General features: G+C 46.3%; 10 protein-coding genes and 1 pseudogene. 9 read left to right on the top strand and 2 right to left on the bottom strand.

Going from position 1 to position 15,647, the window contains the following annotated elements; translation table 11 throughout:
* Positions 1 to 78 precede the first annotated feature (78 nt).
* The 9 genes and pseudogenes from AC2TF5_RS26085 (at position 79) to AC2TF5_RS26045 (ending at position 13,319) form a co-directional block, all read left to right on the top strand.
* Positions 79 to 675 (top strand): LysE family translocator, encoded by a 597-nt coding sequence (locus AC2TF5_RS26085; protein WP_491299980.1) that lies wholly within the window; start codon positions 79 to 81, stop codon positions 673 to 675.
* A 5-nt stretch (positions 676 to 680) separates the two neighbouring features.
* Positions 681 to 1,459: pseudogene (locus AC2TF5_RS26080) on the top strand (AraC family ligand binding domain-containing protein).
* 458 nt (positions 1,460 to 1,917) lie between these two features.
* The gene (locus AC2TF5_RS26075; protein WP_491299979.1) at positions 1,918 to 2,805 is read left to right on the top strand and encodes a DUF6612 family protein; all 888 of its coding nucleotides are present in this window, start codon (positions 1,918 to 1,920) and stop codon (positions 2,803 to 2,805) included.
* A 243-nt stretch (positions 2,806 to 3,048) separates the two neighbouring features.
* Positions 3,049 to 3,420 carry a BlaI/MecI/CopY family transcriptional regulator gene (locus tag AC2TF5_RS26070; RefSeq protein WP_491299978.1) on the top strand — a complete coding sequence of 124 codons (372 nt, stop codon included), beginning with the start codon at positions 3,049 to 3,051 and terminating at the stop codon, positions 3,418 to 3,420.
* Positions 3,413 to 5,308 (top strand): M56 family metallopeptidase, encoded by a 1,896-nt coding sequence (locus AC2TF5_RS26065; RefSeq protein WP_491299977.1) that lies wholly within the window; start codon positions 3,413 to 3,415, stop codon positions 5,306 to 5,308. The genes AC2TF5_RS26070 and AC2TF5_RS26065 overlap by 8 nt, the downstream gene beginning before the upstream one ends.
* A gap of 437 nt (positions 5,309 to 5,745) precedes the next feature.
* Complete coding sequence (locus AC2TF5_RS26060) at positions 5,746 to 9,453, top strand: pullulanase (RefSeq protein WP_491299976.1); 3,708 nt, start codon at positions 5,746 to 5,748, stop codon at positions 9,451 to 9,453.
* A 452-nt stretch (positions 9,454 to 9,905) separates the two neighbouring features.
* A complete protein-coding gene (locus AC2TF5_RS26055; protein ID WP_491299975.1) occupies positions 9,906 to 11,441 on the top strand; it encodes an MDR family MFS transporter in 1,536 nt (511 codons plus the stop codon).
* 115 nt (positions 11,442 to 11,556) lie between these two features.
* Positions 11,557 to 12,567, top strand: a complete 1,011-nt coding sequence (locus tag AC2TF5_RS26050) for a helix-turn-helix transcriptional regulator (protein WP_491299974.1) — start codon at positions 11,557 to 11,559, stop codon at positions 12,565 to 12,567.
* 2 nt (positions 12,568 to 12,569) lie between these two features.
* Positions 12,570 to 13,319, top strand: coding sequence for an SDR family NAD(P)-dependent oxidoreductase (locus tag AC2TF5_RS26045; RefSeq protein ID WP_491299973.1), 750 nt, complete (start codon positions 12,570 to 12,572; stop codon positions 13,317 to 13,319).
* Between the two features lie 248 nt (positions 13,320 to 13,567).
* On the opposite strand, the gene AC2TF5_RS26040 is transcribed toward AC2TF5_RS26045, so the two are convergent.
* On the bottom strand, positions 13,568 to 14,575 hold the full coding sequence (locus tag AC2TF5_RS26040; protein ID WP_491303006.1) for an ABC transporter ATP-binding protein: 1,008 nt from the start codon (positions 14,573 to 14,575) through the stop codon (positions 13,568 to 13,570).
* The gene (locus AC2TF5_RS26035; RefSeq protein ID WP_491299972.1) at positions 14,572 to 15,576 is read right to left on the bottom strand and encodes an ABC transporter ATP-binding protein; all 1,005 of its coding nucleotides are present in this window, start codon (positions 15,574 to 15,576) and stop codon (positions 14,572 to 14,574) included. Before AC2TF5_RS26035 ends, AC2TF5_RS26040 begins: the two co-directional genes overlap by 4 nt.
* Between the last annotated feature and the right edge of the window lie 71 nt (positions 15,577 to 15,647).

The raw sequence follows: 15,647 nt of genomic DNA, 5'->3' as shown, positions 1-15,647 counted from the left end.
TTCTGCAATAATGTACTATTCTTCCATCGGCTAAAAGCTCTATAATGCAAGGGAATTTCCTTGTAAGGAGCTAACATCATGAATTTTTCTTCATTTTTTATTTATTGTTTTGTTGTAGCGTTCTCACCTGGACCGTCCAACATCGTCATTCTGGCGGCGGTTCAGAACGAGGGCATGAAAAAAGCACTACGATATATCGCCGGGGCGTCGCTCGCTTTTTTCATGTTAATCGCTGCCTCGGTTTTCCTGAACAGCAGACTAGGCTCCGGGATGCCAACCATATTGTCGTTCATGCGCATCGGAGGCAGCTTGTTCATGCTGTACCTGGCTTATCAAATCTACAGAATGGATGTATCCAACAACGCCTCTAAGCAGGCTACTTCATTTACGTCTGGTTTTCTGACGCAGTTTTTGAATCCTAAGGTTGTTGTGTTTACGCTAACCGTCATTCCAAGTTTTGTGATGCCGTATTATACATCGGGGCCTGTACTATCAGCATTTGTAGTTATTGTGACGTTGATTGGGGTGGCCGCTTATGTGACTTGGGCGGTGTGTGGTACTCTTGTTCAAGGAATTATGCAAAAATATCAGAAGGCGAGTCAGACGATACTCGCATTGTTGCTGGTCTATTCAGCGATTACCGTGTCCGGCATCACGGAGTTCATAAAGGGGTGAAAGGGATGGAGCGCTTTATATATAAAAAATCGGCAGGGATTACTGCGCTATCAGCAAGTCTTACCGATTTCAAATATAAAATGCACTGTCATGAAGAGTATGCCCTGGGTGTAACCCTGCGTGGAATTCAAAAGTACGAACTTGACGGCAGCCAGCAGGCTTCCCACGAAAACGGTGTGATGCTGTTTCATCCTGAGCAAAATCATGACGGCTGGTCACAAGAAAAAACAGGTATAGACTACGTGATGATTTATATTCATCCTGAGCTTTTTTTGGAATTGATTCAGAAAAAGGATATTGTCCGATTCTCCACTCCGATCGTGTATCATGCTGGATTAGGCAGAGCATTCTAAATTTGACCAAGGCCATATTCAAGGATATGCCAGATGCTTTATGTAGCGAGCTGCTGCTGGGGATTGCCGGGAATTTTTCAGACGATATGTTCCGTACAAAAGGCAAAATAGATAGTGTGTTCACGAAGAGGGCCAAAGAAATGATGCACGGTCATCTCGACCATGTTCTGCGTCTGGATGAGTTAAGCAGCCAGTTCGGCATGTCCAAGTATCAGTTCATCCGTTCCTTTAAAGCGAGTATGGGAATCTCGCCTTATCAATATTATTTGAACTGCAAGGTGGAACGTGCGAAGCAGTTAATTGAGGACAGCAGGGATGTATATATGGCCGTTACTCAGTACGGTTTCACAGACTTGGCCCACCTGAACCGTCATTTCAAAAATGTGTATGGAACGACAGCGTATGATTATATGTCGCACCTGGAGAGGTAAGGGGTCGGCCACTCAAGATGTGCTGCATGACTCCATATCTACCGCATAAGCGGTGACAAGGATGGAGGCGACAAAAAGTTGGCTATTGCTTCACCGGAAATGAATGAAATCTGGCTGAAGGAAGGTTCTGACACGGTTTATAACTTTGAACCTGCAGATCAATCTCCGCAAAGAAAGTTCCAAGGAACTTGATTTGTTCTAAAGCGATGCTCTGATAAGAGTAATCATATGGAAAAATATGATAAATAAATTGCGGTTACGCTCCTTCTATATCTTACCATCAGTGTAATGTCAAGGTACCGGAAGAAGCAAGGATTCTTCATAAATATGAAATTTTAAAATTACAACTTTATCCTTTTGTCAGGCTTGGTAGTATTTTGTAGAATAGTGTTCGGTCAGGCGTTACAGCCTTTACCAATTTATGAAATAGGATTACATATTTTTAGGAGGAACTTGTTTTGAAAAAATGGACAGCAGGACTACTTAGCGTAATTTTGGTAATGGGGATCACGGCTTGCAGTAAAGACAAAGACAAAGAGGGCGAGAGCGCAGCAACTCCGCCAGCTACGGAGTCGGCTGCGGGTAAGACGGATGAAACAAAAACGGAAGCACCGAAAGAAGCTGCCGCCCCTTCAGTGGATGAATTAATCCAGAAATCGGTTGAGGCAAGCCAGGAGATGAAAAGTTTCTCCATGGATTCCGATATTAAGCAGAACATCGTGGTCAGTGCCGGGGAAAGCAAACAGGAACAAAAAGTGAATATTTCCATGAAAATCGATACCACGTTGGATCCAATGGAAATGTATCAGGAAATGAAGATGGAGATGCCGGGCCAAGGAACGCAGGACATCAAACAATACATTACGCAAAAGGGCGTCTACTCCCAGGTTGACGGCCAATGGGTTCAGATTCCTAAGGAGCAAGAGCAGGAAATTCTTGACAGCATGAAGGCGACCACGCAAGGACCGGAAAAACAGCTGGAGCAGTTTAAAACCGTAGCCAAAGACGCCACGGTAAGCGAAGAAGGCGATCAGTATATCCTGACGGCCGACGTTTCCGGCGATAACCTTAAGGAGCTGGCGAAGACCTACATGGGCCAAGCCGGCGGCGAAAATGAGCAAACTGCGGCGATGCTGGAACAGATGAATATCAAAAGCATGAAGATTACGATTGGTATGAATAAGGATACGTATTTTACAACCAAGGCCGATATGAACATGGTCATGGAAATGGAACAGGAAGGACAGAAGGTCTCTCTTGAAATGGAGATGACTAGCGGACTTTCCAAGCATAACGAAATCGATAAGATCGAAGTGCCACAAGAAGCGCTCGACAGCGCGAATTAAGCCAAAATACGAACAAGCAAAAGACGCTGTTGTCCTTTCCGAAGGACGACGGCGTTTTTTTGGCAGTAAAATACCGCTGATGCTTACGGCATTGGCGGTATTTGCGTTTATCAAGAACTTTACGGGATTGGCCAATTAATGTTTGCTCGACTTTGGCTTGTAATTCGTTTCAACGTGTTGTAGAATAAAAAACATGATGTAGAACAAAAAACATAATGTAGAATCGAAGGGGGGCTTACCGATATGCAAATCACAAAAGCTGAAATGGAGATTATGCAAGTCCTATGGGAAAGTGGAAGAAGGATGACTACAAATGAAATCATGGAATATTTCCCTGACAAAAATAAGACGACTATTCTCACGCTTGCCGGTAGATTACTAGACAAAGGGGCGTTGCAATCCGTGAAACGCGGACGTTCGCATGCTCATGAATATTGGGCAGCTATTAGCGAAGAGGATTACAGAAAAATGCAAACAAAGAGCTTTCTACTCTCCATCCATAATGGCTCTGCCAAAAGCTTGATTAGCTCATTGTTCCAGGCTGAGAATTTGACAAAGAAGGATATCGAAGAGCTCCGGACATTTATAAATAGCGAGGCGGACAGCTATGATTAAATGGTTGTTAATGACCACTCTTACCGGTAGTGTTGCAAGCTCATTATTCATTCTACTAAGAACGAAATTGGCATCAAAATATGGTGGACGTAGGTATTATTACGCCAGTTTGATGGCATTATCGCTTTTTATTTTGCCGCTGCACTTTAACGTGTCAATTAATCAACCACTGTTTTCCCTTTATGAAAAACAGGTGCAACCAGATTCAACGAGCGCTGTTATAGAGATGAATGCAGCGATCGGATCGTCAATGCCTGACCAGACGGCAAGTGCCAGCACTACGTCTGAAAACCAAGGTTTTTCTATTTTATCTGTAGATCAGTGGATACTTGGAATCTGGATGGTTGGTTGTTTAGCAATGTTGTACCGTTATTTTTTCGCTTACTTTCGCTTTAAAAAGCAAGCGATTCAATCCTCCCCGATTGATCGTATAGGAGATCTGAAAGTGGTAGTCAGCGATTATGTGCACTCTCCTATGCTAATTGGATTTTTCAAGCCAACAATCGTAATGCCAAACGCGAACATAAATGCAGAGGATTACGAACTTGCGCTGCAGCATGAATGGATCCACTACAAGCAAAGAGACGCTTGGATTAAACTTATGGCGGTGTTGGTCAACTGCCTGCATTGGTTCAATCCGGTATCTTATCTTGCTTTAGCTAATATTAGCGAGGCCTGCGAATACGCCGTAGATGAACAAATAACGAAAGGCTTGAAAACTGCTGAGAAGAAACGATACAGCGAGATGATTTTACATTTTGCTTCAAGTTCGCCTGTTCTGAACAGCAATCTGGCTCAACCCAAAAAACAGTTGTACAGGAGGTTTTCTCTAATCATGAAACGAAATACGGGAAGCGGAAAAACGGTCTTAGGCATCTTCCTTGTTGTTCTAATTACAACTGTGTCAGTCTTCTCATCCTCCGTTGTTTTTGCTGAGAAATCCAAGCCTCTTACGGAAGTTAGCGGTGGCATTAAGACCTATTACCATACGTTCAAAACGCCTGAAGAAAATGTGGAAATCGCGTTTGGAACAAAGTCGATGCATACAAGCACAAATTTGTATATTGATGCTGATGGACGAAAGATCGATGATTTCAACCGTACTGAGCCTTACTATAAAATTCATCAATATTGGCAGGATAAAGAGTCAGCTGCGAACATGATCAACAAAACGATGTCTATTGAAGGCCATACGGTAACGGTTGCTTTCAGTGAACGCGCGAAGGATTACATAGACGATAAAGTGATTAAACAGATGATAGTCAATCAAATTACTTTTGACTTGGACTACCAGGACCCAAAATATAAGTATGATCATCAGGCATTTATCAAAGAGCTTATGAAGCGGGGAGTTTATGTAATAGAGGAGGTTATTATTCCGCAACAGTTTACTTATAGCCTATCCCAAAAGAAAAGTGGCGCCATCGCTGGTCATAAAATGTATACTTCGTATGACAAAAAAACAAAAATAGCAGACATTTTTAACGGAAAAGTTAAGCTGCCCAAAACTAATCTCAATGATATCGGTGAAATAAATCAGGCGGAAGAAACTTTAGCAAAACAAGGGGTACAGCTCGGTGCTGCCTTTGTCATAAAGAACGGCGAAACTTTAGCGATCAATATAAAGGAATTGTCGGACAAAATGCCCAAGATTCACTTGGCGATCATTGATGAGACGACTGGCAAAATCGTGGAATCAATTTTCAATGCTTCTTTCACTTGGAGTAGGCATATTTACACGCCTGGGAAAAATGAAGTGAATCATTCCTTTAAGGTTGTGGCAAGTGGAGATGAGCAAGATCATGCAAAGTTAGAAATTTATACGTATAAGACTGGTAAAGAGGAAGTGAACATAACTGGTAAAGAGGAAGTAAGTATAACAAATTAAAGAAGATTTGGTCAGTCGGCAAAATTTCTAGAAGGGGGGCGAGATGCCTCCTTTTTTTTATTGTTTTTCAACTCTCGCTCTTATGATTTATACTCTTCTGACGGGAGTCCAAATTAATGGAGCAAAATCATTTCTTTCCCTTGGGTTCATCAGCGTCAACATTATGGATATTTCAGTGCTGCTTCTGCTTATCGCTTTAGCTGGGCTGAGATCAACGAAAACAGACTTGACGATTAGCAAAAGCAAGAATAATATGGTATATGCAAGCGTTTCCACCACAATCGTTTTCTAGTTGCATTCGAGTCGTGGAAGATGGAGTGAAAATGGCATTTTCCATGTACACGGCGCTTTTTCAAAAGGGACACTGCACATTTTTGTGAAAACGTTTGCGCAGCGGATAAAAATAACCATTCATCTTAAGAGGAGGTTAAATGAAAATGGGATTAACAGTAAAAAGGAAGAAATTATGTTCCATCATCATGATTGTCGCTCTCGTATGCTCACTTTTCGGTATCTCTCCACTACAAGTACAAGCGGATGCTACAAAAGATCAGGGGATAACGAGCGTTGGCAAGGTTCCTGCCAATCATCTACGGGTTCACTACAGCCGAGCGGATGATAACTACGAAAATAAGGGACTGTGGATTTTTGATGATGTAGCGTCTCCCTCACAAAATTGGGCTACTGGTGCAACAGCCTTCCCTAAAGGACAAAAGGACAGCTATGGCGCTTATGTTGACATTGAGTTGAAATCCGGTGCCCAAAAAGTCGGGATCGTTGTTGTTGACCGCACAAGCGGTGACAAGGACGGAGGCGACAAAAAGTTGGCTATTGCTTTACCGGAAATGAATGAAATCTGGCTGAAAGAAGGCTCTGACACGGTCTATAATTTTGAACCCACAGATTTGCCTGCTAATACTGTGCGGATTCACTATGTAAGAGAAGATCAGAAATATAGTAATTACGGCTTGTGGTTATGGGGAGATGTGGTAGAGCCGTCTAAGGACTGGCCCGTGAGTGCAACGAAGTTTCCTTCAGGACAGACAGACCGGTACGGTGCTTATGTGGACGTCCAGATTAAGGACAAAGCTCAAAAAATTAATTTTCTAGTGTTGGATCCGGACAAAGGTGATACGGGTAAAGATGCTGGAGACAAAAGTTTCAGTCTTTTGGACAAGTACAATCATCTGTTCATAAAAGAAGGGGATAACAACGTTTACGTTTCACCTTACGGCGAAATGGCTACCGGTCTGGTGTCAGCTGAGATTTTGTCCCCTGGAAAAATGCAGCTTGGTTTTACGATGACAGAAGGATTGGAAGCGGATACTCTAAAAAAAGAAATTGAGGTCAAGGACAAAGACGGTAAACCGGTGAGAATCGGTACAGCCAAAATCAGCGGCGAAACTACCGTAGAGATTACCTCGCAGTTTAAGCTTGATGATGCGCCGTTCAGTGTGGCTTATTCCGGCAAGACAGTATCCGCATCTACGGGTTGGAGAATGCTCGATGAAATGTACTATTACGACGGCAATGATCTTGGAGCTACATACGAAGCTGGTGGCGTCATGTTCAAGCTGTGGGCTCCGCTTGCAAGTAACGTGAAAGTTAACTTTTATAGTAAAGAGGACTCCTCCAAGTTGATTGGAAATGCGCAGTTGACCAAAGGAGAAAAAGGCGTCTGGAGCGTTCAGGTAAAGCCGGACCAGTTAGGCGTTAAGGATTTAAATGGATATTTTTATCAGTACGAAGTAACAAACAACGGTGTGACGAAAAATGTATTGGATCCTTATGCCAAATCGATGGCCGAGTTCAGAGTTAACACAAAAGGTGAACCTGGGCCGGACGGCGATACAGTTGGCAAGGCTGCAATTGTGGACCTGAGCAAAACGGATCCAGCAGGCTTCAGCTATGCGAACATTTCCGGTTATGAGAAGAGAGAGGACGCAATCATCTGGGAAATTCATGTTAGAGACTTTACTTCAGACCCTTCCATTGAAGGAGATTTGCACAATGCAACGTGGGGAACATACGATGCCTTTAAACACAAGCTTGATTACATTAAATCACTCGGTGTTACGCATGTTCAATTACTTCCTGTGATGGCATGGTATTACGGGGATGAAGCCGCGATGAAGACCAGAGAACTGGAATACTCAGCACAAAACAATGAATATAACTGGGGCTATGATCCCCACAGTTATTTCTCACCGGATGGAGCCTATTCTCAAAATCCGAAAGATCCGGAATTGAGAGTCAAGGAACTGAAAGCGATGATTGATGCTATTCACGAGGCAGATATGGGCGTCGTCCTCGACGTGGTCTACACGCATATGGCGAAGGCGGATTTCCTAAATGATATCGTGCCTAACTACTATGCGTTCCAGGATGCAAACGGAAACTTTATCGGCGGTTTCGGGAATAATCTCGCTACGAACCATAAAATGGCTGAGAAGCTGATGGTTGACTCGGTTAAGTACTGGTTCGATGAATATAAAATTGACGGCATGCGCTGGGATATGATGGGTGATGCGACCTACGAATCTGTACAAAAAGCCTACGACGCAGCAGCTGCAATCAATCCGGACGCGTTATTTATTGGCGAAGGCTGGAGAACATTTGGCGGAGATTTGTCCGATCCTTCCCTGGCAGGAAAAGGGGCAGATCAGGACTGGATGGACAAAACAAACGATGTCGGTGTATTTTCCGATGAATTCCGCAACGAATTGAAGTCCGGCTTCGGTCATGAAGGTGAGCCTAGATTTATTACGGGCGGAGCTCGCGATATTAACACGATTTTCAATAACATTAAAGGCCAGCCAGGCAATACCCCTGCCGATGATCCGGGAGATATGGTTCAGTATATCGAGGCGCATGACAATTTGCCGCTGTACGATATTATTGCGCAGTCGATCAAGAAGGACCCTTCGATAGCGGCTAATGATCAGGAAATTCATAAGCGGATCCGGCTCGGTAACCTGCTCACACTGACTTCGCAAGGTACGGCGTTTCTTCATGCGGGACAGGAATACGGCAGAACGAAGCAGTGGAAAGGGGAAGGAGAGCCCGAGCAGAAATATCATGAATTAAAGGATGAATCGGGGAAATCCTTCGGTTATTTCGTTCATGACTCTTATGATTCTTCGGACGCTATCAATATGTTTGACTGGAGTAAAGCAACAAATGGCATGAAATATCCTGAGAACTATAAAACCAAACAATTTACGGCAGGGTTGATTGAGTTAAGAAAGTCGACAGATGCGTTCAGATTGGGCAGCCAATCTCTGGTTAACTCGAATGTTACACTGCTCCAGGCACCAGAAGTCAAAGATCAGGATCTGGTTATTGCGTACAAGAACAAAGCTACGGATGGAACGGGAGTTTATTATGTATTTGTGAACGCCGATCAAAAAGAGAGAGCACTAACATTACGTGAGGATCTAACTCCAGGAATTGTCCTTGTCGATCAGGATGAGGCGGGAACCACCGGTGTATCAACTAAATCAGGATTCACACTAACTTCGAAGTCCATTACATTGGAGCCATTAACTTCGGTTGTTATTAAGATGGAATCGGCTACGGGTGGTGATTCTAACGAAGGAAAGATATTTACAGATATCAGTGGTCACTGGGCAGAAGCTTCCATAAAAGAGCTTGCAGCCAAGCAGATCGTGAAGGGTACAAGCGATACAAAGTTCAGCCCTAATCAGCAGCTGACACGAGCACAGTTTGCGGCGATGCTCGTTCGATCCTTGAACCTTAGTGATCAAGGTCAAGAAAGCGTAGCATTCAAAGATGTGGATAGTAAAGCCTGGTATGCATCGGCTGTGGAGACAGCCTATCATCATGGGCTGGTGAGCGGAAAAGGCAAGGATGTTTTCGCACCGAATGCCGCTATCACCCGTGAAGAAACGGCCGTCATGCTTCTCCGTGCTTACCAGACGAAAGGGAATGTCTCCTCGTCAGCGGAAGCGCCAGTATTAAAGGACAAAGAGCAGATTTCAACTTGGGCAGTCAAAAAGGTGAACGAAGCCTTGTCCATAGGTCTGATGAAAGGACACGCCAACGGCAAATTTGCGTCTAAGGCGGCAACAACTCGTGCAGAAAGCGCACAGGGTATTTTGAACTTGCTGAATCAACTTCAGTAATGATGTAATTGGAATTTGGGAATGTGGCTGAAGGCAGCACTTTAGAAACATTGAATATATCCGGAGCATCGTATGCCCCCGAAATCTCAGGGGATGTCTCAAAAGAGATTATTAAATTAAGGAGATAGGGATATCTCTCAGAAAAATGAAGAAGCAGGTCGTTCGAGGATTCATCCTTGGGCGGCCTGCTTTGATTTGTTTTTTAAGTGGACAAGCACGAAGTTGCTGAGGGGACGAAACGATTCCGGAAAAGCGTAGCGTCTTACAACAGACAAAAGGGGTCAGCCAAGGAAATGAGGAGATAACGAGACACCTTGCCACAATATTAAGGGGACGAAAAAGGCCATGTAATGGGTATTCCTTTCTTGCCACACTGTTGTCAACAAGGGTGGTTTATGCTGTTTTCAGAAAGAGGTTATCGAAACTTACATGAAGGAAAGGACGGAATTTGAGTGAATAAATCACCAAACAAAATCGGAGTCGTTATTACGGGACTTCTAATGGTCATTCTGATGGCTTCAATGGACAACACGATTGTGGCAACCGCGATGGGAACCATCGTTGGCGAGATTGGAGGTCTCGACAAGTTTGTTTGGGCTACTTCGGCGTATATGGTTGCGGAAATGGCTGGCATGCCGATCTTCGGTAAGCTGTCGGATATGTACGGACGCAAAAGGTTTTTCATTTTCGGGATCATCGTGTTTATGATCGGTTCAGCTTTGTGTGGGACAGCGGAGTCCATCGTTCAGCTGAGTCTGTATAGAGCAGTTCAAGGCATTGGGGCAGGCGCGATGGTATCGATCGCCTTCACGATTATGTTCGATGTCGTCGCACCTGAGAATAGAGGCAAGATGACGGGGATGTTCGGAGCGTTGTTCGGCTTATCGAGCATTGCGGCTCCGCTGCTTGGTGGTTACATCACGGAACATATTCACTGGGTTTGGATTTTCTACATCAACTTGCCGCTCGGTCTGATTGCTTTCTTCCTGATCCTGCTTTTCTACAAGGAATCGGCGGAGCATTCTAGACAGAAGATCGATTTTCTCGGCGCAATCCTGTTAGTGGGGGCTGTCATCTGCCTGATGTTCGCAGTTGAACTGGGCGGTAAACAGTATGCATGGGATTCCCCGCAAATTATCGGTATGTTTGCAGGTTTTGTTGTCCTGAGTGGTCTGCTTGTGTTTGTGGAAAAAAGAGCGGCTGAGCCGATCATTTCATTCCGTATGTTCCGCAATCGGCTGTTCACGACAAGCAATCTGGTCGCCATGCTCAGCGGTGCGGCGTTTATGACGGCTTCCATGTTCATCCCGATTTACATTCAAGGCGTGCTGGGTGGTACAGCTTCGAATGCCGGGCTTGTACTGCTTCCGATGATGGTCGGTTCAGTCGTAACGGCAACTGTGGGTGGATATTTAGTGTCTAAGCTACCGTACCGTTCGATCCTCATTCCGACACTCCTGGTTCTGATCGCGGGCCTTGCACCTTTGACCGCACTGAACACAACATCACCGCGGTTTCTCATCACGGTGTATATGATTCTGGTTGGTCTCGGCATCGGGTCCTCCTTCTCGGTGCTCAGCAGCGCGGCTATCCATTCGTTTCCGGCTGCGCAGCGGGGCGCGGCAACTTCTACGCTGAATTTTAACCGTTCGCTTGGCATGACACTAGGCATTACGATATTCGGGATATTGCAAAGCCATTCGCTTACTGGCAAGCTCACGGAAGCCTTCGGCAGCAGCGGAGCGGAGAGTATGGCCTCAACTGGTGTCGATTTTAGTGATCCGTACGTATTGCTGAATCCCGCACTGCGTCAGTCTATGGATGTATCCGCGCTTAATACCATTACGGAAGGGTTGTCATCATCAATTGCAGGGACCTTTGCTTGGAGTCTTATCCCGGCCGTTCTGGCTTTGGCGGCAGCGTTTGGTATGACGAAGGAGAAGTTGGATCCGGAAGCACAGGATGAGGATTACGCGACGTCTCATTAATAGGATCATGCTGCATGGTATCTGCACACCATGCAGCATAACAATCGATCCCAACATGTAGCGAAATAAATGGTATATAATGGTATGTATTGATGTTTTGAGGGGAGCGAACGAAATGAAGCTCGAACGGCTCATGGCGATTACGATGATTTTATTAAACCGCAGGCGGGTGCAAGCACAGGAGTTGGCAGATAAGCTGGAAGTATCGCTGCGTACCATCTACCGGGATTTGGAGTCACTCAGTCTTGCTGGTATTCCTATCGTGTCGTATACGGGCATGGAGGGTGGTTATGAGATCATGGATAACTTTCGTCTGGACCGGCAGATGCTGTCTTTTGATGAGCTTGTTGCCCTGTCTACCGCGCTTCGTGGTCTTCAATCGACACAGGCACTCGATCCAACCAATATAGATCGTTTGCTCGACAAGGTGGGGGCTTTGGTTTCCCAGGCAGAACAGGGACGTCTCGGAGACAGCGATCTGGTGCAGATTGACTTTACCCCATGGAAAAAAAGTGAGGCGGAACGAAATAAATATGAAGCGGTGCATCAGGCGGTAAAAGACAATAAGCTGATCCTCTTTCATTATACGGATGCTAAAGGTGATGACACGGAGCGCAAAATCGAACCCATGGGACTTGCGCTTAAGGGGTACGCTTGGTATCTGCACGGTTATTGTTTGAGTCGTGAGGATTACCGGACTTTCAGGCTTTCTCGTATTCGGGATCTTCAGGTTCTTTCGGATTCTTTTAATCGACGGGATATGCCGCTTTCGCAGATGAACGCGCAATGGGTAAGGCCGAGACAACAGACCATCGATCTCGTGCTTCGTATCTCTGGTGATGCTAAGGTGTATGCTGCAGATCATTTTGATGAGAATGAGATCGAGAGATTGGCAGATGGTTCGCTTCTGGTAAAGGCCAAACTTCCTCATGAGAAGTGGCTTATTAGCTTTTTGCTGCAGATGAAGACGGATGTACTCATTTTGGAACCAGCTCATATCGCTGCAGAGGTAAGGAAGACGGCGCTGGAAGTAGCCGCCTTGTATCTCGATTCAGGTCAAACGATGTCAGGAAGATCAGGTTATGATCCAAGCTCTAACAATTCGGGTGATCTAAGGGGGCATTAATCATGAATCTCGCAGGTAAAGTGGCGATTGTGACAGGGGGCGCACGAGGAATAGGACGTTCAGCGTCCATTCTACTAGCGAAGCGAGGAGCTAAGGTGGTCGTTAACTATTTAACAAATACAGAAGCCGCTGAATCGTTGGTTGCTGATATTAAGTCTAATGGCGGCGAGGCGGTGGCTTTTCAAGGTGATGTGCGTGAGGAGGATCAAGTTCTGAAGCTTGTTTCGAGAGTGAAGGAGACGTATGGCCGCCTGGATATTTTGGTATGCAACGCGAATATGGGTTTTGTGGCAAAGCCTTTTGCCGAGATGTCTTGGGAGGAGTTCTCCCCGAAGCTGAATGATGAATTACGAGCGGCGTTCTTGACTACGAAAGCTGTAATTCCATCCATGATGGAGCAGAAGTCCGGGCGTCTGATCTACATCTCCAGCAGTCTGGGTAAGGACCCTTCTCCATATATGATTGCGCATGGGACAGCGAAGGGCGGGTTGAATACGTTCGCTGTATATATTGCGCAAGAGCTTGGTCCGTATGGTATTACCGCCAATGTTGTTGCTCCCGGTCTGGTACAGACGGATGCAACGGCCGGGATGACGGAACAAGAGCTGCAGATGATCGGCAGCTTTACGCCGCTTGGCCGTGTAGCCGAGCCTGATGACGTAGCAGGTGTAATCTCTTTCCTGGCAAGCGATGACGCCCGGTTTGTGACGGGTACGTACACGCCTGTGACGGGTGGACTCACTATGGAGTAAGAGTATTGCCGAGGAATCCAGATGTAAAGGCAGGCTCACCAAAGAGAAAAGCCCTTCGTCAAACGGATCAGGGATCTGCTTGATGTAGGGCTTGTTTAACGTAACAATGGTTCGTCACACCACGGCGATGTGGCGTTGCATGACGGCAGTAGATCACATGCGGTACTCCGTAGATGGCGGTACAAAGAGTTCATGAGGTAATCCACACATGCGGTACTAAAGTTTATACGGCATCATCATGTTCCAGATTAACGTGTATTCATCGGACCGTTATCAATTTCCTCCATGTGATGGCAAGCAGTAAGATGGTTTTTGACCCCGTTCTGCACTGGACGCAGCTCAGGAGCTTCAGTCTTGCAGCGGTTGCTTGCATATATGCAGCGGGAATGAAACCGGCAGCCCGATGGCGGATCGATAGGGGAGGGAACGTCACCCTTCAGCAAGATACGCTCGGTCTTTCGGTCCGGGTCAAGGGTTGGAATGGCAGACAGTAGGGCGCGTGTATACGGATGCCGCGGCTGATAGAACAACGATTTTTTGTCAGCAATCTCCACAATGGTCCCCAGGTACATGACAATGATTCGGTCGGAAATATGACGGACGACTCCGAGATCATGCGAGATGAACAGGTATGTCAGCTTGAATTCCCGCTGCAGAGACTTCATCAGGTTGAGCACCTGAGCCTGAATCGAGACGTCGAGGGCCGATACGGCCTCATCGCTGATGATCAGCTTCGGATTGACCGCCAGCGCACGGGCGATGCCGATCCGCTGTCGCTGACCACCGCTGAATTCATGCGGATACCGGTCCGCCTGATGAGGTGACAAGCCGACGGTCTCCAGCAGTTCGATGGCTCTCTGCCGCCGCTCGTTTTTGGGCGCGATATTTTGGATTTCCATCGCTTCTTCCAGTACCTGTACGGCCGTTTTTCTTGGGTTAAGAGAAGCGTAAGGGTCTTGGAAGATCATCTGCAGGTCTTTGCGTTTTTGGGTCATTTGTTTTCTGCTCAGCGAGAGTAGATTACTTCCGTCAAAAATCACCTCACCGGAGGTTGGTTCGTCCAGTCGTAAAATCGCACGCCCCGTCGTAGATTTGCCGCAGCCCGATTCGCCTACCAGACTGACCGTTTCGCCTTCATAGACGGTGAAGGAAATGTCGTCGACGGCTTTGACGTAATTGACGGTTCGACCAAAGACGCCGCCCTTGATCGGGAAATACTGCTTTAAGTGGTTCACGGTCAGAAGTTCTTTGCTCATGTCTTCACCTCCGGCGTTGTCCCCCATATATCGGTGTACATCCAACAGCGTACCTTGTGGTTGCCACCCAGATCGTTCAGCTCTGGTGTCGCTTCGCGGCACAGATCCTGTGCATGGGGGCAACGCGGTGCGAACCAGCAGCCGGTTAGCGCTGCATAAGGACTCGGAACGGAGCCCTTAATCGCCTCAAGCTCCTTCTGGTCGATGTCATGGCGGGGCAGTGAATTCATAAGCCCAACCGTATACGGATGCTTCGGCTCCTTGAATAAGGTCTGGACATCACTGAATTCCACAACTTTTCCGCAATACATGACAGCAACATCGTCACATGTTTCCGCGACAACGCCAAGATCATGTGTAATAAAGATGACTGACATATGCAGCCTCTGCTGAAGCTCCTGAATGAGCTCCAAAATTTGAGCTTGTATGGTTACATCCAGTGCCGTCGTTGGCTCATCTGCAATGAGTAGATCAGGATTGCAGGCCAGAGCCATGGCAATCATGACCCTCTGACGCATCCCCCCAGACAGCTGGAATGGATATTGTTTCACTCTCTTTTCGGGGGAGGGGATACCGACGAGACGCAGCATCTCCACTGCTTTATCCATCGCTTTCCGCTTGCCTATATTTTCATGAACCTGATAGACTTCCGCGATCTGCTCACCGACGGTGAAGACAGGATTCAACGAGGTCATTGGCTCCTGAAAGATCATCGATATTTGATTCCCTCGGATGTCACGCATCTGCCTGGCCGTTTTGTTCAGCAGATTGTTCCCGTTGTATAGTATCTCACCACCGATAATGCGGCCCGGTTCTGAAATCAGACGCAGAATAGATAATGATAAAATGCTTTTCCCCGATCCTGATTCGCCTACGATGCCAAGGGTTTTGCCTTTGCGGACGGTAAGGCTCACGCCATCCACCGCTTTCACCTCGCCGCGGTCCGTGAAAAATGAAGTCTGCAGGTTGTTAATCTCCAGCACCGGCTGCTTAGGGTCCATCCTTCCTCACTCCTTTCCCTTTCAGCTATTAGAGGTTGTTCAAAAAATCATCTTTTGATCACGAAGTGATC

The organism is Paenibacillus sp. JNUCC 34 (assembly GCF_058269055.1).
Note: the sequence above shows the minus strand (reverse complement) of the source record. Positions and strands in the feature narration are given on the sequence as shown.